Annotated in this window: 17 protein-coding genes and 1 pseudogene; 15 read left to right on the plus strand and 3 right to left on the minus strand. The window is 67.1% G+C overall.

Features of this window, described 5'->3' with window-relative positions; genetic code table 11:
- Nucleotides 1-22 precede the first annotated feature (22 nt).
- Nucleotides 23-823 carry an inositol monophosphatase gene (locus B7Z66_05570; GenBank protein OYV77307.1) on the minus strand — a complete coding sequence of 267 codons (801 nt, stop codon included), beginning with the start codon at nt 821-823 and terminating at the stop codon, nt 23-25.
- Nucleotides 824-972: 149 nt separating this feature from the next.
- Here B7Z66_05570 and B7Z66_05575 point away from each other — a divergent pair, with 149 nt between their 5' ends.
- The 13 genes and pseudogenes from B7Z66_05575 (at nt 973) to B7Z66_05635 (ending at nt 12,854) form a co-directional block, all read left to right on the plus strand.
- Nucleotides 973-1,701 carry a tRNA (cytosine(32)/uridine(32)-2'-O)-methyltransferase TrmJ gene (locus B7Z66_05575; protein ID OYV77308.1) on the plus strand — a complete coding sequence of 243 codons (729 nt, stop codon included), beginning with the start codon at nt 973-975 and terminating at the stop codon, nt 1,699-1,701.
- 73 nt (nt 1,702-1,774) lie between these two features.
- On the plus strand, nt 1,775-2,587 hold the full coding sequence (locus B7Z66_05580; protein ID OYV77309.1) for a serine O-acetyltransferase: 813 nt from the start codon (nt 1,775-1,777) through the stop codon (nt 2,585-2,587).
- A gap of 151 nt (nt 2,588-2,738) precedes the next feature.
- Nucleotides 2,739-3,236: a Fe-S cluster assembly transcriptional regulator IscR gene (locus tag B7Z66_05585; GenBank protein ID OYV77310.1), complete on the plus strand. Its 498-nt coding sequence runs from the start codon at nt 2,739-2,741 to the stop codon at nt 3,234-3,236.
- A gap of 32 nt (nt 3,237-3,268) precedes the next feature.
- A complete protein-coding gene (locus tag B7Z66_05590; GenBank protein ID OYV77331.1) occupies nt 3,269-4,426 on the plus strand; it encodes a cysteine desulfurase in 1,158 nt (385 codons plus the stop codon).
- A gap of 110 nt (nt 4,427-4,536) precedes the next feature.
- Complete coding sequence (locus B7Z66_05595; GenBank protein ID OYV77332.1) at nt 4,537-4,860, plus strand: iron-sulfur cluster assembly protein IscA; 324 nt, start codon at nt 4,537-4,539, stop codon at nt 4,858-4,860.
- 174 nt (nt 4,861-5,034) lie between these two features.
- The gene (locus tag B7Z66_05600) at nt 5,035-5,466 is read left to right on the plus strand and encodes a nucleoside-diphosphate kinase (GenBank protein OYV77311.1); all 432 of its coding nucleotides are present in this window, start codon (nt 5,035-5,037) and stop codon (nt 5,464-5,466) included.
- Between the two features lie 25 nt (nt 5,467-5,491).
- A pseudogene (locus B7Z66_05605) lies at nt 5,492-6,481 on the plus strand (23S rRNA (adenine(2503)-C(2))-methyltransferase).
- On the plus strand, nt 6,481-7,221 hold the full coding sequence (locus B7Z66_05610; protein ID OYV77312.1) for a type IV pilus biogenesis/stability protein PilW: 741 nt from the start codon (nt 6,481-6,483) through the stop codon (nt 7,219-7,221). Before B7Z66_05605 ends, B7Z66_05610 begins: the two are co-directional and overlap by 1 nt.
- Nucleotides 7,199-8,164, plus strand: a complete 966-nt coding sequence (locus B7Z66_05615; protein OYV77313.1) for a hypothetical protein — start codon at nt 7,199-7,201, stop codon at nt 8,162-8,164. The genes B7Z66_05610 and B7Z66_05615 overlap by 23 nt, the downstream gene beginning before the upstream one ends.
- A 40-nt stretch (nt 8,165-8,204) precedes the next feature.
- On the plus strand, nt 8,205-9,512 hold the full coding sequence (locus B7Z66_05620) for a histidine--tRNA ligase (GenBank protein OYV77314.1): 1,308 nt from the start codon (nt 8,205-8,207) through the stop codon (nt 9,510-9,512).
- Between the two features lie 63 nt (nt 9,513-9,575).
- The gene (locus tag B7Z66_05625) at nt 9,576-10,238 is read left to right on the plus strand and encodes a hypothetical protein (protein OYV77315.1); all 663 of its coding nucleotides are present in this window, start codon (nt 9,576-9,578) and stop codon (nt 10,236-10,238) included.
- Nucleotides 10,235-11,392: an outer membrane protein assembly factor BamB gene (locus B7Z66_05630; protein ID OYV77316.1), complete on the plus strand. Its 1,158-nt coding sequence runs from the start codon at nt 10,235-10,237 to the stop codon at nt 11,390-11,392. The genes B7Z66_05625 and B7Z66_05630 overlap by 4 nt, the downstream gene beginning before the upstream one ends.
- A 106-nt stretch (nt 11,393-11,498) precedes the next feature.
- Complete coding sequence (locus tag B7Z66_05635) at nt 11,499-12,854, plus strand: ribosome biogenesis GTPase Der (protein ID OYV77317.1); 1,356 nt, start codon at nt 11,499-11,501, stop codon at nt 12,852-12,854.
- A gap of 187 nt (nt 12,855-13,041) precedes the next feature.
- Here B7Z66_05635 and B7Z66_05640 read toward each other — a convergent pair whose 3' ends face one another.
- Nucleotides 13,042-13,923 carry a hypothetical protein gene (locus B7Z66_05640; protein OYV77318.1) on the minus strand — a complete coding sequence of 294 codons (882 nt, stop codon included), beginning with the start codon at nt 13,921-13,923 and terminating at the stop codon, nt 13,042-13,044.
- Nucleotides 13,920-15,311 carry an exodeoxyribonuclease VII large subunit gene (locus B7Z66_05645; protein ID OYV77333.1) on the minus strand — a complete coding sequence of 464 codons (1,392 nt, stop codon included), beginning with the start codon at nt 15,309-15,311 and terminating at the stop codon, nt 13,920-13,922. Before B7Z66_05645 ends, B7Z66_05640 begins: the two co-directional genes overlap by 4 nt.
- Nucleotides 15,312-15,466: 155 nt before the next feature.
- Here B7Z66_05645 and B7Z66_05650 point away from each other — a divergent pair, with 155 nt between their 5' ends.
- Complete coding sequence (locus B7Z66_05650; protein OYV77319.1) at nt 15,467-16,936, plus strand: IMP dehydrogenase; 1,470 nt, start codon at nt 15,467-15,469, stop codon at nt 16,934-16,936.
- Nucleotides 16,937-17,034: 98 nt separating this feature from the next.
- Nucleotides 17,035-18,191 (plus strand): GMP synthase (glutamine-hydrolyzing) (locus tag B7Z66_05655; GenBank protein ID OYV77320.1); only part of this gene is annotated, 1,157 nt, incomplete at its 3' end.

The following is an 18,191-nucleotide window of genomic DNA, read 5'->3' on the forward strand; positions in this document are numbered from 1 at the left end:
TGCGTGCCGCGGCTGCGGCGTGTCAGCGCTGGAGCCCCGGTCCGCGATGCGGGGCGAGCGCGCTGACCAGGGTGCGGAATACCTTAGGCGGCGCGGCAATCACGTTACCGGTGGTGAGATAATCAGGCCCTGCGGAGAAGTCCCCGACCAAGCCACCGGCCTCCTGGATCAGCAAGGTGCCGGCGGCCATGTCCCACTCCTTCAGTCCGATTTCCCAAAAACCGTCCAGGCGCCCGGCGGCGACGTAGGCGAGGTCCAGGGAAGCGGCGCCCGCGCGGCGGACGTCCGATGCTTGGCCCAGCACGGTGCGGAACATGGCGAGGTAGGCATCCAGGTGTTCGGGGTATTTGAACGGAAAGCCGGTGCCGAGCAACGCCCCGTTGAGCCCCGCGCGGCGGGTGACGCGGATGCGCCGGTCATTGAGGCGCGCGCCCTCGCCGCGCCCGGCAACGAACAGTTCCTGGCGCAGGGGGTCGTAGACCACTGCCTGCTCCGGCCGGCCGTGGTCCTTGAGGGCGATGGACACCGCGTACTGGGGGAAACCGTGCAGAAAGTTGGTGGTGCCGTCGAGCGGATCGATCACCCAGACGTGGGTGTCGCGGCCCTCTTGCATGCCGGTCTCCTCCGCCAGAATGCCATGGCCCGGGTAGGCCTTGCGCAGGATACGGATGATCTCCTGTTCCGCCATGCGGTCGACCTCGGTGACGAAGTCGTTGCGCGCCTTTGCGGTGATGGACAGCGAGTCGATCCGGTCGATATGGCGGACAATCACGTTGCCAGCGCTGCGCGCCGCTCGGATGGCGATGTTGAGGGCCGGATTCATTGGGGTCCAAGGGCCAGGGTTTGGTGCCGCGCGATCAGGCTCACCGCGTCGACGGGGGCAACAGAATACCAGAGAATCCGCGTCCCGTCTTAGGCGCGGCGCTAACGTGTCGGGCGGGGGCGCGCCCCTAGGCAGGCGAGCGGGATCCCATGTTGGAAGACATCCATATCGTGCTGGTCGGTACCACCCACCCGGGCAACATCGGAGGTGCCGCCCGCGCGATGCGCAATATGGGTCTGTCGCGGCTGCGGCTGGTACGACCGCAGCATTTCCCCAGCGCCGAGGCTACCGCCCGCGCTTCCGGGGCCGACGCGGTCCTGAATACGGCACGGCTGTTCGATACCCTGGAGGCGGCGGTGGCGGACTGCGTATTGGTGCTGGGGACCAGCGCCCGGTCGCGGAGCCTGCCATTGCCTACCCTGGACGCGCGGACCGCCGCGTGCACTGCGGTGGCCGAGAGTGCGCGCGGGGCGGTGGCCGTGGTCTTCGGTCGTGAACAGGACGGGTTGAGTAATCAGGAGTTGGGGTGTTGCACCTGCCGGGTCGTGATCCCCACGGACCCGGACTACAGCTCCCTGAATCTGGCGGCTGCGGTGCAGGTCCTGGCTTATGAAGTCCGCATGGCCGCGCGCGATGCGCACGCGGCTGTCGCGCCGCCGAAGGTGGAGTCGGCGCTGGCCACCTCCAGGGATGTGGAGCGGCTCTACGAGCATCTGGAACAGGTATTGCAGGAGATCGGATTTCTGGATCCGGCCCACCCCCGCCGCCTCATGCAGCGCCTGCGCCGCCTGTTCAACCGGGCCCGCTTGGACGAGAATGAGTTGGCGATCCTGCGCGGGATGTTGAGTGCGGTTCAGGAGCGGCGTCCACCGTCGTGATGCCCCCGCAGGGCAGGCGCCCTGCGGACTGCCGCCGATCGCCTCACGGAGAGGCTGGGAGCCCAGGCTGTCGATGTTTGAACGTCTACGTGAAGATATCCGCTGCGTGTTTGAGCGCGACCCCGCGGCGCGCACCACCTTCGAGGTGCTGACCACCTATCCGGGGCTGCACGCCGTGATGTTGCACCGGCTCGCGCACCGGATCTGGAATCGCCGGCTGCGCTGGCTGGCACGCATGGTATCGGCCCTGTCGCGTTGGCTCACCGGCATCGAGATCCATCCCGCCGCGCAGATCGGGCGGCGTTTCTTCATCGACCATGGAATGGGCGTGGTGATCGGGGAGACCGCGGAGATCGGCACGGACTGTACCCTGTACCACGGGGTGACCCTGGGCGGAACCCGCTGGGAGAAGGGCAAGCGTCACCCGACCCTGGGGCGCGACGTGGTCGTGGGTGCCGGAGCCAAGGTGCTGGGTCCGATCCGGATCGGGGACGGGGCGCGCATCGGTTCGAACGCGGTAGTGGTCAAGGACGTTCCTGCGGGCGCCACGGTGGTGGGGGTGCCCGGCCATGTGGTGCGGGCGGTGGACAGCGGGCGGGACGCCGACCGGCAGGCCTTCGCCCAGCGCATCGGGTTCGATTCCTACGGCACCACGCGGGACATGCCGGACCCGGTGGCCCGTGCCATCCACAGCATGTTGGATCACATCCAGGCCATGGACAAGAAGATGGAGACCATGTGTGACGCACTGAAGTCCCTGGGCTCCGAACTCAGCGACGTGCGTCTGCCGGACCTGGGGCCCTGTGAGATTGGTTCCGGGCCTGCGGCGCAAAAAGAGAAGCCGCCGGAGGACGGGGACTGGACCGAGGGTGAGCGTCTGAAATAGCCGGATTTGGCGCGTACCCAGGAATATGCGCGATAATTCCTGATCAAATGTAGGATTATTGCGGGATTTAATAGTTGATCATTTTACATGGGTATGGTCTACTTTTGGCATGTAAAGGCCGTTGTTGGCGCAAGCGGCATGGGGCGGTGCTATGCGACTTACCACCAAGGGCCGGTACGCGGTTACTGCGATGCTGGATCTCGCCATCCATGCACGGACCCAACCGGTTACCCTGGCCGAGATCGCGGAACGCCAGGGGATCTCGCTCTCCTATCTCGAGCAGTTGTTTTCCCGGCTGCGCCGCACGGGTTTGGTGCGTAGTGTGCGCGGTCCCGGCGGCGGGTATCAGTTGGGCCGCGATGCCGCGGGCATCGCGGTGGCGGATGTGATCACCGCAGTGGACGAGAACGTGGACAGTACGCGCTGTGGCGGATTGTCTAATTGTCAGAACAACCAGCGTTGTTTGACCCACGATCTTTGGGTGGACCTCAGCGAGCAGATTTACACCTTCCTCAGCCATGTCAGCTTTGAGCAGCTCATGGCGCGCACGGAGGTGGCCGAGGTCGCGGCACGGCAGGATACCCTGCAGCGGGAGCAGGGAAGCCGCGTGGCGCTGGGACCGTTTGCGCAGGACATCCCGTCTCCATGAATGCCGGGCCCACCGGCGGTTCCTCCTCTCGGATGGCGGTTTATCTGGACTACAACGCGACCACGCCCCTGGACCCGCGGGTCGCCGAGGCCATGGGACCCTACTTGACCGGGCCCCCGGGCAACCCTTCCAGCGCCCACCGCTTCGGGCGCGCCGCGCGGGCCGCCCTGGATCAGGCGCGAGCGCAAGTGGCCGCCCTGGTGGGTGCCCAGCCCGAGCAGGTGGTCTTCACCAGCGGTGGCACAGAGGCCAACAACTTGGCGTTGAAGGGCGCCGCGGCCACGCTCGAGTCCGGTCGGATCGCGGTCAGCGAGGTGGAACACGCCTCGGTGCTGGCTCCTGCCAATACCCTCGGTCGCCGTGGCTGGGGGATAGATCCCATTGCCCCGGACGCCGCGGGCCGGATCGTCCCCGCGGCCGTGCGCCAGGTGCTGACCGGGACTACCCGCTTGGTCTCGGTGATGAGCGCCAACAACGAGACCGGGGTGCTCCAGGCGCTTGCCCCGCTCGCGGCGTTGGTTCGGGAAGCGGGGGCATGGATGCATACCGACGCGGTGCAGGCGGCTGGCAAGGTGCCGGTGGACTTCGCCGCCAGCGGTGTGCACCTGATGAGCTTGTCCGCGCACAAGATCGGGGGCCCTGTCGGGGTGGGTGCCCTGGTGGTGGACCGCACTGTGGATTTGGCTCCGTTGCTGGAGGGCGGTGGCCAGGAGCATGGCCTGCGCGGCGGCACCGAGAACGTGGTTGGGATCGTGGGCTTCGGCGCGGCGGCGGCTTTGGCCGGCGCGGGACTGGAGACCTACGGTGTCCACCTGCGGGGTTTGCGGGATCAGTTGGAACGGGGTTTGGCGGAGTGGCGGCAGGCGGTGGTCTTCGGGCAGGGGGCGGAGCGTCTGCCCAATACCGTGCAGTTCGCCCTACCCGGGATCGCTGGGGAGACCCTGCTGCTGGAACTCGATCGGCGCGGCGTCGCGGTCTCCAGCGGCTCCGCTTGCCACACCGGGCGGGCGGAACCGAGCCATGTGCTCGTGGCGATGGGGGTGCCGGCGGAGCTTGCCCACTGCGCGGTCCGGGTCAGTTTTGGCCGCGACAGCACCGCGGCGGACGTCGATGCCCTGTTGAGCGCCCTGGCGGCAGTGTGGGACCGGTTGCGTCCGGCGGAGTGGCCCACGGCTCGTTCAGGGGGCTGATCCGGTGGGTTGTATCCGGGGCCGATCGGCCTTACCTTGTAGTGATCGAGATCAGCGTGCCCGCGCGTGCTCCGCAAGCGTGGGCACCGTGGAATTCCGAGGTGACGGTGATGGCGATTACATTGACGGAAGCGGCGGCCGGCCGGATCCAGCAGTTGCTCGATAAACGGGGCAAGGGTCTGGGCCTGCGCCTGGGTGTGCGTAAGTCCGGTTGTTCCGGCTACGCCTACCAGATGGACTACGCCGACGAGGTCGGGGACGGCGACACGGTGTTCGAGGAGCACGGCGTGCAGGTGATAGTGGACCACGCCAGCCTGCCGACGTTGGACGGGACCGTATTGGACTACACCCGGGACGGTCTCAACGAGAACTTCCGGTTCCGAAACCCCAACGTCAAGGACGAATGCGGCTGCGGCGAGAGCTTCAACGTCTGACGCCCGCCGCGGGAGTATCGCGAGAACCCCGTTCCGCTGCCTGGGGGTGGATTCTTCCCGGGCTTCCAGGACTTACCATCAGGACCTATAATGGGCCCGGGTTCCGGTTCCGGTAAACTCGCGCCCAGACGCGGGTTTTTGTGATTTCCGCCGGTCCAGACCACGGAGTGACCCATGCCCTTCGAACGCACCTTGTCCATGATCAAGCCCGACGCGGTGGCCCGCAATCTCATCGGGGAGATCTATCAGCGGTTTGAACGAGCCGGGCTGCGCATCGTTGCGGCGCGGATGCTGCATCTGAACCGCGATCAGGCACAGCGTTTCTACGCGGTGCATCGGGAGCGGTCGTTCTTCGATGACCTGGTGGCGTACATGACCTCCGGGCCGGTTATGGCCCAGGTCCTCGAGGGGGAGAACGCGGTGTTGAAGCACCGCGAGTTAATGGGTGCCACGGATCCCCACCAGGCGGCGCCCGGTACCATTCGTGCCGATCTGGCCAATAGCCTCGAAGAAAACGCGGTGCATGGCTCCGATAGCCCCGGTACCGCGCAGGCCGAGATCGGGTTCTTTTTTCCGGACATTGGGATTTGTTCCCGCACCCGCTGAGGGTGCGCGGCGCGGTGGGACGGGAATGCGCGTGGTGACGCAGAACGGGGTGTCGGAGTCCACCGGCAGGGTGAACCTGCTGGGCCTGGATCGCGCCGCGCTGGAGGCGTTCTTCGCCTCCCTGGGTGAGCGGGCGTTCCGCGCGTCCCAGGTCATGCAGTGGATCCACCAGCGTGGCGTCACCGACTTCGCGGCCATGACCGATATGAGCAAGGCGCTGCGCGCCGAACTCGCGGCCCGTTGCGAGGTGCGCGCGCCGGAAGTAGTCACGGAGCAGCCTTCGTCCGACGGCACCCGCAAGTGGCTGTTGCGTCTTGCCGACGGCAACGCCGTCGAGACGGTGTTCATTCCGGAGCCAGATCGTGCCACCCTGTGCATCTCCAGCCAGGTGGGTTGCTCTCTCAACTGCAGCTTCTGTTCCACCGCGCGCCAGGGCTTCAGCCGCAACCTGACTACCGCGGAAATCGTTGGCCAGGTATGGCTGGCGGAGCGCAGCTTGGACCGTCCGGCGGGCGCCGCGCGCACCGTGACCAACGTGGTGCTCATGGGCATGGGTGAACCGCTGCTCAACTTCGACAACGTGGTCCCGGCCTTGCGGGTGATGCTGGACGATTACGCCTATGGCTTATCCAAGCGCAGGATTACCCTGAGTACTGCGGGGCTGGTGCCGATGATCGACGCCTTGCGCGAGGTATCCGACGTGAGCTTGGCCGTCTCTCTGCACGCCCCGGACGACACCCTGCGTGACGCACTGGTACCCCTCAACCGCAAGTATCCGATCCGGGAACTGCTTGCAGCCTGCCGGCGTTATGTGAAAGACCAACCCCATCGCCGGGTGACTTTCGAATACGTGATGTTAGAAGGGGTCAACGATTCTTCGGCCCACGCCCAAGCCCTGGCACGCCTGCTCGCTGGCTTTCCCGCCAAGGTCAACCTGATTCCTTTCAACCCGTTTCCGGACACCCAGTACCGGCGTTCCGGTCGCGCGGAAATCGATCGCTTCCGGGGGATACTCTGGGATCATGGGCTGGTCATTCTTCATCGGACTTCCGTCAGCTATCGGGTAACGAGAGCAAGCCGGCAGCGATCAATACGCAGCTCGGCATCGCCTACATGCAGGACAACAAGCCCTCGCTTGCCCTCGACGCGCTGAAAAAGGCCCTGCGCCAGGATCCGGATTTGGCCCTGGCCCACAATGCGATCGCAGTGCTGTACCAGCAATTGGGGGAATATGACAAGGCCGGCCGCCACTTCCGCAGGGCGGTGGAGCTCGAGCCCAAGGATTCCGACGCCCAGAACAACTATGGGGCCTTTCTGTGCCGGCGCGGCCGGATTGAGGAGGCGGAGCGCCATTTTCAGGCGGCACTGAACAACCCGTTGTACACCAACCCGGAACGGGCGTATTTCAACTGGGGCTTTTGCGCCGTGAAGGCCCGCGATGACGTCAAGGCGGCGAGGTACCTGCGTCTGGCCCTGCAACGGGATCCGAAATACGCCCCGGCCCTGCTCGAAATGGCGAAACTGAGCTATCGCCAGAAACAATACCTGAACGCGCGCGGCTATCTGGAACGGTATCAAGCAGTGGCACCCCCCACCGCCGACAGCCTGTGGGCCGGGATCCAGATCGAACGGGTGCTGGGCGACCGCAACGCGGTGGCCAGCTACGCATTGCTACTGAAATCCAAATTCCCAGATTCGGACCAGACCCGTCAGTTCCTTGAATCCCGGTCGAATGGACCAGCACCCGGACACTGAGCCACAGGATCGCAGCGGCGCCCTGCCGCCACCCGGGCTCGGAGCACGGTTGCGTCGCGCCCGGGAAGCCAAGGGCCTGGAGCTGGACCGCGCGGCCTCCGGCCTGCACCTGCCGGCCTCGATCCTGGAAGCACTGGAGCGGGACGACTACGGCTCGCTGCCGTCGACCTATGTCCAGGGCTATTTGCGCACCTACGCGAAGACCCTGGGTCTGGCGCCGGACGTGGTGGTGGCTGAATATCGCCACACCCTTCCGGTAGAAGCCCCTCCAGTAGCGCCCGAGGAGACCCCATCGCCGGAGCAGATGGGCCGGCGGACGCCGCGCCGTGGTTTGTATGGGCTGTTCGGGGTTCTGGCGCTGCTGCTGGCGTTTGCGGGGTGGTGGGTGCGCCGGGAACCGCACCTGCGTCCCGCTCCCGCCCCGACACTGACACGCTCCGCTCCGGCCACATCGCCCGCCGCGTCGCCGCCCGGTCCTGCATCGGCCCCGGCGCGTGTCGTGCCCCCATCGGTTCCACCGGTTCCATCGATCCCATCCGTGCCAGGGCCCCAGCCGACGACACAGTTGCCGCAAGGGGGGGCCGCGATCCGCGCGCCGGCGGTGTCCGCGGCTACCCCACCGCGCACCCAACCGCGCACCCAGGTGTCCACCCCCGCTGCGGCCGGTCCCGACCAGCTTGTGATCCGCTGCGTCGAGGACTCGTGGGTGGAGGTGCGGGATGCAAGGGGCCGGCGGTTGGTTTACGATCTGCTGCATGCGGGCGCGGTGCGGCGGCTAAACGGGGTGGCGCCGTTCCATATAGTGTTGGGTAACGCCGCCGGCGTCCGGCTGGCCCTGGACGGCCACGACGTGACGTTGCCGCCACGGCGTATCGGACAGGTGGAGCACTTTACCGTCCCCGCCGCCGTTCCGTCGCCGCCGCGTCCCAACACGCGGCGCTGACCGGCACGCGCAAAAAACTCACCGTTTCGGGAATCCGCCATTGTCCAACACCCTGCAGGTGGTCCGCGGCATGCATGATCTTCTGCCGGACGAGAGCCCCCGATGGGCCCGTCTCGAAGAGACCGTGCGCCGGGTCTTGGGGGCCTACGGTTATCAGGAGTTGCGGCTTCCATTGCTGGAGAAAACGGAATTGTTCCGGCGCTCCATCGGGGAAGTCACCGATATTGTTGAGAAGGAGATGTACAGCTTCGAGGACCGCAACGGGGAGAGTCTCACGCTGCGCCCGGAGGGCACCGCCGGTTGCGTGCGCGCCGGCATCCAGCACGGCTTGTTTACCCACCCGGGCCAGCGTCTGTGGTACAGCGGCGCCATGTTCCGCCACGAACGGCCCCAGAAGGGACGTTACCGGCAGTTCCACCAAGTCGGTGTCGAGGCCTACGGAATGCCGGGCCCGGACGTCGACGCGGAGCTGATTCTCGTGGGCGCGCGTTTGTGGCGGAGCCTCGGTATCCGGGACGTGCACCTGGAACTCAACAGCCTGGGCGGCAGCGCCGAGCGTGCCGTGTACCGGGAGCGGCTGGTGGCCTATTTCGAGGGCCGGGTGGGCGAGCTGGACGAGGACAGCCGGCGCCGGCTGCACGCCAATCCGCTACGCATTCTGGACAGCAAGAACCCCCGGATGGAGGCGGTGATCGCCGGCGCACCGCGGCTCGCCGACTGCCTCTCCCCCGAGTGCCGCGCCCACTTCGAAGCGCTGCAGGCACATTTAACAGAGGCCGAGGTCCCCTTCGTTCTCAACCCGCGTCTGGTGCGTGGTCTGGATTACTACAACCGCACGGTATTCGAGTGGATTACCGACCGTCTGGGCGCCCAGGGTACCGTGTGCGCGGGCGGACGCTACGACGGTCTCGTTGAACAGCTTGGCGGACGCGCGACTCCAGCGGTGGGGTTCGCCATAGGGTTGGAACGGCTGGTGTCCCTGCTGCCGGACGACGGGCCGGAGGGTGCCGTGGAGGACCACCCCGACGTGTACCTGGTCGTGGTGGGCGCGGCCGCTGCGCGCGCGGGACTGCTGTTGGCCGAGCGGCTGCGGGATGCCTTGCCCGGGCTGCGTCTGGTGACGCACTGCGGGGGCGGCAGTTTCAAGAGTCAGTTCAAGCGCGCGGATCGCAGCGGCGCACGTCTGGCGCTGGTGCTTGGGGACGAAGAGGTCCGTGCCGGGCGGGTCACGGTGAAACCCTTGCGCGAGGAGGGCGAGCAGTCCGTTCTGTCCCAGTCGGCCCTGGCGGATTATCTCGCCAAAACCCTTTATACTCCCGGGTCGACGCCGGGGCCGGTCGCGCCTTAAGGCGCGCATCGCCGCCGCGCCGATTGCGCCCACACGGTCCTACGGGAAGGCTGATAGAACGGTATGGATCCCTACGCATCCGAAAAAGAACAGATCGAGGCCCTGCGCAGCTGGTGGCGCGGGAACGGCAAGGCGGTCGTGGTGGGGGTGATCCTCGGCCTCGGCGTGCTGTTCGGTTGGCGCGCGTGGCAGAGCTATCACCATGTCCGCGCGGGGCAGGCCTCCATGGAGTATGCGCAGATGTCGGTGGCGGTGGCGGCGGCCAAGGATGATCAGGCACGCCAGTGGGCGGCACAGATCATCGCTGATTTCGCCACTACGCCTTATGCGCCCCTGGCGGCGTTTACGCTGGCACGGCTGGACGTGGAGAAGGGCGATCTCAAGGCGGCGCAGGCTCGGTTGAAATGGGCGGTGGACCACGCGGGTGACCGGGTGATCCGCGCGGTGGCGCGCTTGCGGTTGGCGCGGGTGCTGCTCTCGGAGGGCCAGCCCCAGGCTGCCTGGAACGTGATCCGTGACGTGCAGCCGGGAGGGTTCGCGGCGTCGTACGATCAGTTGCGAGGGGACCTGTATATGGCCCAGAAGGATTCCGGCAAGGCGCACGCAGCCTACCAGCAGGCCTTGAAGGAGCTGGGGCCGGACGCGGCCCCCGAGGAACGCGCGCTGTTGGAGATGAAGGTGGGTAGTCTGGGCTCGGAGGCGCACCCGGCGCCGAAACAGCCATGAGGGCGGTTCTTCCATTGGTGCTGGTCACCGCTCTGTTGTCCGGATGCAGCCTGTTCGGCTCCAAGGACAACAACATGCCGCCCTCGCCCCTGACCAAGTTCAAGCCGACACTGATCCTCAAGCGCGTCTGGTCCCGGGACGCCGGCTCCGGAACCGATCACCGCCACCTGCTGCTCGCCCCGTTGGTGAGCGACGGGCGGATCTACGCGGCGGACCACAAGGGACGTGTCTATGCCTACGATGCCGATACCGGCAAACGCCTCTGGAAGACCGATACCGATACCCCGCTGACCGGCGGCGTGGGTGGCGGCGATGGTCTGCTGCTGCTAGGTGCCCGGGACGGACGCGTCCTGGCCTTGCAGGCGAACGACGGCAAGGTTAAATGGCGCGCGCAGGTGTCCAGTGAAGTCCTGTCAGCGCCGCGCGCCGCGCGCGGCGTGGTGGTGGTCAGCAGCAATGACGGGAACGTGTTCGGTCTGGACGCATCCGACGGTCACCAGGTGTGGGTGGTGGATCACACCATCCCGCTGCTGATCTTGCGCGGCGCCAGTTCACCAGTGCTGGTCTCGGGGGTCGCTCTGTGTGGGTTGGCCAACGGTATCCTGGAGGCGATCCGGATCCGCGACGGCGCTCCGCTGTGGCAGGCCACGGTGGCGGTCGCGCGGGGCAGTTCCGAGCTGGAACGGATGGTGGACGTGGATGGCCAGTTGCAGGCGATGGGGGGTATGGTCTATGTGGCCGCTTACCAGGGGCGGGTGGCGGCCATCGATATCACTTCTGGGCAGATCGCCTGGGAGCGTGATGTGCCTTCCTACGCAGGGTTGGGGGTGGATACCAGCCGGGTATTTGTTACCGATGATGAGGGGCGGGTGTGGGCCCTGGACCGGTCTTCCGGCGCCACGGTATGGCGCCAGACCAAGCTCCGTTACCGAGGCGTGACGGCGCCGGTACCGTTCGATGGCCAATACGTGGTGGTGGGGGATATTGAGGGCTATCTTCACTGGATGGATCGCGCCGATGGACGGTTCGTGGCCCGCATCCGGGTGGACAGTTCCGGGATCCTCAGCCCGCCGTTGGTACACGGCAACACCTTGTACGTGTTGACCCGTGATGGAGAACTGGCCGCGTATCGGATTGCCGGCGCCACTCCGTAAGCGGATCATGGGAGTGGGCCGCGACTGTGCCCACGGTCCCCACGGTCCTGTGAATGCGCCAACGCCCCTGGGGCATGCCACCCGCACGACAGGCGGTGTTACACCCATGTTGCCCACCCTGGTATTGGTCGGACGTCCCAACGTCGGCAAGTCCACGCTCTTCAATCAGCTTACCCGGAGCCGGGATGCACTGGTCGCGGATCAGCCGGGGCTGACCCGCGACCGGATCTACGGTGTGGGGCGCGTGGGTGAGCGAGCCTACTTGGTGGTCGACACCGGCGGCCTCACCGACGGCGCGGCGGGGCTTGAAGGGCTGGTGATCCAGCAGACCCTGCACGCGGTGCAGGAGGCCCAGGCGGTAGTGTTCCTGGTGGACGGGCGTGCGGGCCTAACCCCGGACGATGAGGCCATCGCCATGCAGTTGCGCCGCAGCGCCCGGCCGATCTTTCTGGGGGTGAACAAGACCGAGGGGCTGGATCCGGCGGTGGCCTGCGCCGAGTTCCACCGTCTTGGCCTGGGTGATACCTATCCCATCGCAGCGGCCCACGGGCGTGGGCTCGATGCGCTGATGGAGGCGGTGTACGCCGCATTTCCGGCCACCGCCGAGGAGCCGGAATCCGCGGACGATGGCGTGCGGGTCGCGGTGGTGGGCCGGCCGAACGCGGGCAAGTCCACGCTGGTCAACCGCCTGCTCGGCGAGGAGCGGGTGGTCACCTTCGATTTGCCCGGCACCACCCGGGATAGTGTGTTCATCCCGTTCGAGCGTGCCGGGCGGCGTTATACCCTGATCGACACCGCCGGGCTGCGGCGCCGCGGCCGCGTCACGGAGATGGTGGAGAAGTTCAGCGCCGTGAAGACCCTGCAGGCGATCGAGCGGGCCCATGTAGTGATCCTGGTAGTGGACGCCCGGGAGGGCATCGGGCATCAGGACGCGGCGCTGCTCGGTTTCATCCTGGAGGGCGGACGTGCCCTGGTGGTGGCGGTGAACAAATGGGACGGCCTGAGTCAGGACCAGCGCGACCGCGCGCGTCGCGAGCTGGATTTGAAGCTCAGCTTCGTGGACTATGCCCCGGTGCGCCTGATCTCCGCGCTGCACGGCACCGGTGTGGGGGATTTGTTCGACAGTGTGGGCCGCGTCTATGACGCCGCTACCCGCAAGCTGTCGACGCCGCAACTGACCCGGATTCTGGAGAAGGCGGTGCGTGCCCATACCCCGCCCCTGGTGAATGGGCGCGTGGCCAAATTGCGCTATGCCCATCCCGGCGGGGTCAATCCCCCCACGGTGGTGATCCACGGTACCCGTACCCGGCACTTGCCGGAGACCTACCGGCGCTATCTCGCTAACACCTTCCGTGTCGCACTGGAATTGGAAGGCACACCGGTGCGCCTCGAGTTCCGGGAAGGGGAGAACCCCTACAAGCCCGGTGGTTCCGGGGCGGCCGGGCGCAAGAAGCAGCGTTGAGGCGGTTCTTCCGGGCGCTGGGTGATGTACACGCCGCTCCCGAATGACACCTACCAATGGCCCGTATCGTAGAGAAATAGCGGCGGAACCCGCGGACCAAAATACGAGGTCTCCGCGCGTTCGTGGTTGGGTCCAACAAGGTTTCGACGGGTTTGGACCGCGCGTGCGGAGGTAAGCGTCGTGCGTTTCAGTCCCCCTTGCGCAGCGCGGCCACCGCCGGTTGGGACAGGAATAGCAGCGGGTTTACCAGGGAACCGTTGAGGCTGACACCCCAGTGGAGATTGGGGCCGGTGACCCGGCCGGTTGCGCCCACCATGCCGATCACCTGACCGGCCTTGACGGTCTCGCCGCGGTGCACGTTGATCGCGCTCAGGTGGCAATACATCGTTACCAACCCGCGGCCGTGGTTGATGAACACGGTCTTGCCGTTGAAGTAGTAATCACCCCGGTCCAGCACTACTCCCGCGGCCGGTGCGCGGATCGGAGTGCCCTGGGGCGCGGCGATGTCGACCCCGCTGTGGGCTTGCCGAGGCTTGCCGTTGAGGATCCGGCGTACGCCGAACGGGCTGGTGAGGACGCCGTCCAGGGGCGCGCGGAACGCCAGATCGACCCGGGCGCTGGGCTGCCAATCGCGCAGATCGGAATGAATCCGGTCCGTCTCGCGGGTGATGCGCTGGAGCTGTGCCGGGGTGGGGGTTACCATCTGGGCGTTCTTGAGCGTGATGCGTTGCACCGGGTAGTCGTGCGCGTGGATCCGGAAGCGCACGGTCCGCGCGTGCCCCGGCTCGTAGATCACCAGTGTCCCTGCGCTTCCCGGCTGGGCGTTCAGGGCGATCCCCGTCACCGCGTACCAACGCCCGTTGGTGCCCACCACCAGCACCCGGTGACCGTTGTATTCCACCCGCGGCGGAATGTGTGCCACCCCCAGAGGGGTTACCAGGATGCCGCCCGGCACCGGCGCGGAGCGCGGCAACCGTGCCGCGTGGCCCAGGGCCGGCGCGCCCAGCAGCGTTCCCAGTACCAGCCCGGTCACCGGCCCGCGCCACCCTGATGACCGCACCCGGCTCATGCCTCCGGATCATCCAGAGGCGGGGCCTGGACCTCTTCCACCCGGCACACCAATTGCCCGCGGGCAAGGCGCGCTTCCACCCGGTCCCCGGGGCTGGTGTCGGTAGCGCTGCGCAGCACCGCGCCGCGCGGCAACCGCCGCAGGATGGCGTAGCCGCGCCCTAGTGTGGCGAGCGGGCTCACCGCGTCCAAGGCGTGGGCGAGTTCCGCGACCCGGTCGTGACGCCGCTCCACGCTCCGGGCGAGACCCGCGCGCAGTCGGTGGGCCAGATGGCCGCAGGCACCCTCGAGCTGGCGCACCCGCGGCGTGGGCCGGTGTCGGTGCAAGCGCGCAGTCCATTCCGCCACGCCGGAGCGGCGTACCTGCAGCCCGCCTCGGAATATGGCTCGCAGCCGCTGGTCCAGGTCATCGAGGCGCTGGGTCCGCTGCCGGAGCCGTTGTCCCGGGTGCTGCGCGCGCAGCCGGTGGATTAGCCCGCGCAGGGCCTCGGCGGGGCGTGCCAGGCGCACGGCGAGGGCGCGGTGTATGCGCCCGCACTGTTGTTCCAGCCGCTGGCTCCACTCCTGGGCGTCGGGGCTTGCCAGCTCCGCCGCCCCGGACGGCGTCGGCGCGCGCTGATCCGCCACGAAGTCCGCGATGGTGAAGTCAATCTCGTGGCCGATGCCGCTGACCACCGGAATCGCGCAGTCATAGATGGCGCGTGCCACCCCCTCGTCGTTGAACGACCAGAGGTCCTCCAGGGAGCCGCCGCCCCGAGCCAGGATCAGCACGTCGCAGTCCCGGCGCTGGGAGGCGAGGCGCAGTGCCGCGGTGATCTCTCCGGTAGCGCTGGCACCCTGCACCGCGACCGGATACAACAGTACCGCAATGGCCGGGAAGCGTCGGCGCAGCACGCTCAGGATGTCGCGGATCGCCGCGCCCGTGGGAGAGGTGATCACGCCGATGCGCCGCGGCAGCGCCGGTAAGGCGCGCTTGCGGGCGCTGTCGAACAGCCCCTGCGCCGCGAGGCGTTGTTTGAGGATTTCGAAAGCGCGGCGCAGGGCGCCGTCTCCGGCCTCTTCCATGTGTTCCACGATGAGCTGGAAGTCACCACGCGCCTCGTACAGGCCGACCCGAGCGCGCACCAGCACCTGCAGGCCGTCCTCGGGCTCGAATCCCAGATGCCGGTTGTGGGTACGGAACATGGCGCAGCGCACCTGCGCATTCGCGTCCTTGAGGGTGAAATACAGGTGGCCGGAGCCGGGGCGGGATAGATTTGAGATCTCCGCCTCCACCCACAACAGGGGCAAACCACCCTCCAGCAGGGCGCGGGCTTCCCGGTTAAGCCTGGATATCGTATAGACGTCCCGCCGGGGCCGCAGATCCGGCGGGCAGGTGGGGGTGCTCAACATGAACGGATGATAAACCCCGGGCGGCCGGGAGACAAAAGCCCGCTGGGGCTGGGGCAGACGCACGCCGCAGGGGCACGTTTACCCGCCCGTGTGGAGTCTCTATAATGGCGCATTAACCTCACTCCGCCCTGAACCCTGGGATCCCGCCCGCCATGCGCATCGCCGAGGAAGCCCTTACTTTTGACGACGTCCTGCTGGTGCCGGCGCATTCCACGATCCTGCCCCGGGATGCGGTGCTGGGGACTTGGCTGACCCGCGAGATCCGGCTCAACATCCCGGTGGTGTCTGCGGCCATGGACACCGTAACCGAAGGCCGTCTGGCCATCGCCCTCGCTCAGGAGGGCGGCATCGGCATCATCCACAAGAACATGACGCCGGAGCAGCAAGGGGACCAGGTGCGGCGCGTCAAGAAATTCGAGAGCGGCGTGATCAAGGAGCCGATCACGGTGACCCCTGAGACCACCATCCGGCAAGTCCTGGAACTGACCCATGCCCACAATATCTCCGGGGTCCCGGTGGTGGAGAACGGCGACGCCCTGGTGGGGATCGTCACCAGCCGCGACCTGCGCTTCGAGACCCGGCTCGGCGACCCGGTGGCGAATATCATGACGCCCCGGGAGCGGCTGGTGACCGTCAAGGAGGGCGCGGACAAGGGAGAGGTCGTGGGCCTGCTGCACAAGCACCGCATCGAGAAGGTGCTGGTGGTGAATGGGCGCTTTCAGCTCCGCGGCCTGATTACCGTGAAGGACATTCAAAAAGCCAAGGACTATCCCAGTGCGTGCAAGGATGAGCAGGGCCGGCTGCGGGTGGGCGCGGCGGTGGGCGTGGGCGCGGGCACCGAGGAGCGCGTGGAGGCGCTGGTGGCCGCCGGTGTCGATGTGATCGTGGTGGATACCGCCCACGGCCATTCTCAAGGGGTGCTGGACCGGGTGAGCTGGATCAAGCAGCACCACCCCACCGTGCAGGTGATCGGCGGCAACATCGCCACCGCGGCCGGCGCCGAGGCCCTGGTAAAGGCCGGGGCGGACGGCGTCAAGGTGGGTATCGGGCCCGGCTCGATCTGCACCACCCGGGTGGTGGCCGGAGTCGGCGTCCCCCAGGTCACGGCGGTGGCGAACGTGGCGGAGGCACTGCGCAAGCAGGGCGTGCCGTTGATCGCCGACGGTGGCATCCGCTATTCCGGCGATGTGGCCAAGGCCCTGGCCGCGGGGGCCTACTCGGTGATGATCGGATCGCTGTTCGCCGGCACCGAAGAGGCCCCAGGCGAGGTGGAGCTCTACCAGGGGCGTTCCTACAAATCCTACCGCGGCATGGGTTCGCTCGGCGCCATGACTGGCCGTCAGGGTTCCAGCGACCGCTATTTTCAGGATGGCGTCGACGATGTGGAGAAGCTGGTGCCGGAAGGCATCGAGGGCCGCGTTCCTTACAAGGGCAGCTTGGTGGCGATCATCCACCAGATCCTGGGCGGCGTGCGCGCGGGCATGGGCTACGTGGGCTGCGCCAGTATCGAGGAGATGCGCACCCGCGCCGAGTTTGTGCGGATCACCAACGCCGGAGTGCGCGAGAGCCACGTGCATGACGTGGCGATCACCAAAGAGGCGCCCAACTACCGGGCCGATTGATGCGGGCCGCGCGGCGGCCCCGCTCCCCGCGTACCCATGGCCGGATGGCCACCGACCGGTATCGTTCATCAACCACTGCGCATTCGGCATCCCCGACCATGTCTGATATCCACGCCGACCGGATACTGATTCTCGACTTCGGTTCCCAGTACACGCAGCTCATCGCGCGTCGTGTCCGTGAGGCCGGCGTGTACTGCGAGATCGTCCCCTATGACGCCGCCGGCGACGCGATCACCGGCTTTCACCCGCGCGGCATAGTATTATCCGGTGGCCCCGAATCGGTGACCGAAGAGCAGACCCCGCGGGTGCCGCCCGGAGTCTTTGAACTTGGCGTGCCGGTGCTCGGTATCTGCTACGGCATGCAGGCCATGGCGGCGCAATTGGGCGGCGCGGTGGAACCCTCCGGGCATCGGGAATTCGGCTATGCCCAGGTGCGCGCACGTGGTCACTCGCGCCTGCTGCTCGATATCGAGGACCACGCCAGTCCCGAGGGCCATGGGCTGCTGGACGTGTGGATGAGTCACGGCGACCGGGTCTCCCGGGTGCCGCCGGGCTTCAAGGTCATCGCTTCTACCGATAGTGCGCCGCTGGCCGGTATCGCGGACGACGAGCGCGGCTTCTACGGCCTGCAGTTCCATCCCGAAGTCACCCACACGCGGCAGGGCGCGCGCATTCTCGGGCGCTTCGTGCACGAGATCTGCGGCTGCGGATCACTGTGGACGCCCGCGCAGATCATCGAAGACACCCTGCGCCGGGTGCGCGAGCAGGTGGGCGACGAGAAAGTGTTGCTGGCGCTGTCGGGGGGCGTCGACTCCTCGGTGGTGGCCGCGTTGCTGCACCGCGCCATCGGCGAGCGGCTTACCTGCGTGTTCGTCGACAACGGCCTGCTGCGCCTGCACGAGGGCGACCAGGTGATGGCGACCTTCGCCGAACACATGGGCGTATGCGTCACGCGCGTGGATGCGCAGGCGCGCTTCCTGACTGCGCTGGAGGGCGTTGATGAGCCCGAGCGCAAACGCAAAGTCATCGGCGGGATGTTCATCGAGATCTTCGAGGAGGAGGCCGCCCGGCTGCGTGACATCCGCTGGCTCGCCCAGGGCACCATCTACCCGGACGTGATCGAATCGGCGGGTGCCGCGTCTGGCAAGGCCCACGTCATCAAGTCCCATCACAACGTGGGCGGGTTGCCGGAGCGCATGAAGCTCAAACTGGTGGAACCCCTGCGCGAGCTGTTCAAGGACGAGGTGCGCAAGAT

Source organism: Chromatiales bacterium 21-64-14 (genome assembly GCA_002255365.1).
Classification (GTDB): Bacteria; Pseudomonadota; Gammaproteobacteria; order 21-64-14; family 21-64-14; genus 21-64-14.

Coding starts and splice junctions, on each gene's coding strand:
- B7Z66_05635 (OYV77317.1), top strand. CDS start 11,499: ATGTTGCCCACCCTGGTATTGGTCGGACGTCCCAACGTCGGCAAGTCC.
- B7Z66_05595 (OYV77332.1), top strand. CDS start 4,537: ATGGCGATTACATTGACGGAAGCGGCGGCCGGCCGGATCCAGCAGTTG.
- B7Z66_05585 (OYV77310.1), top strand. CDS start 2,739: ATGCGACTTACCACCAAGGGCCGGTACGCGGTTACTGCGATGCTGGAT.
- B7Z66_05570 (OYV77307.1), bottom strand. CDS start 823: ATGAATCCGGCCCTCAACATCGCCATCCGAGCGGCGCGCAGCGCTGGC.
- B7Z66_05625 (OYV77315.1), top strand. CDS start 9,576: ATGGATCCCTACGCATCCGAAAAAGAACAGATCGAGGCCCTGCGCAGC.
- B7Z66_05580 (OYV77309.1), top strand. CDS start 1,775: ATGTTTGAACGTCTACGTGAAGATATCCGCTGCGTGTTTGAGCGCGAC.
- B7Z66_05630 (OYV77316.1), top strand. CDS start 10,235: ATGAGGGCGGTTCTTCCATTGGTGCTGGTCACCGCTCTGTTGTCCGGA.
- B7Z66_05650 (OYV77319.1), top strand. CDS start 15,467: ATGCGCATCGCCGAGGAAGCCCTTACTTTTGACGACGTCCTGCTGGTG.
- B7Z66_05590 (OYV77331.1), top strand. CDS start 3,269: ATGGCGGTTTATCTGGACTACAACGCGACCACGCCCCTGGACCCGCGG.
- B7Z66_05615 (OYV77313.1), top strand. CDS start 7,199: ATGGACCAGCACCCGGACACTGAGCCACAGGATCGCAGCGGCGCCCTG.
- B7Z66_05600 (OYV77311.1), top strand. CDS start 5,035: ATGCCCTTCGAACGCACCTTGTCCATGATCAAGCCCGACGCGGTGGCC.
- B7Z66_05640 (OYV77318.1), bottom strand. CDS start 13,923: ATGAGCCGGGTGCGGTCATCAGGGTGGCGCGGGCCGGTGACCGGGCTG.
- B7Z66_05575 (OYV77308.1), top strand. CDS start 973: ATGTTGGAAGACATCCATATCGTGCTGGTCGGTACCACCCACCCGGGC.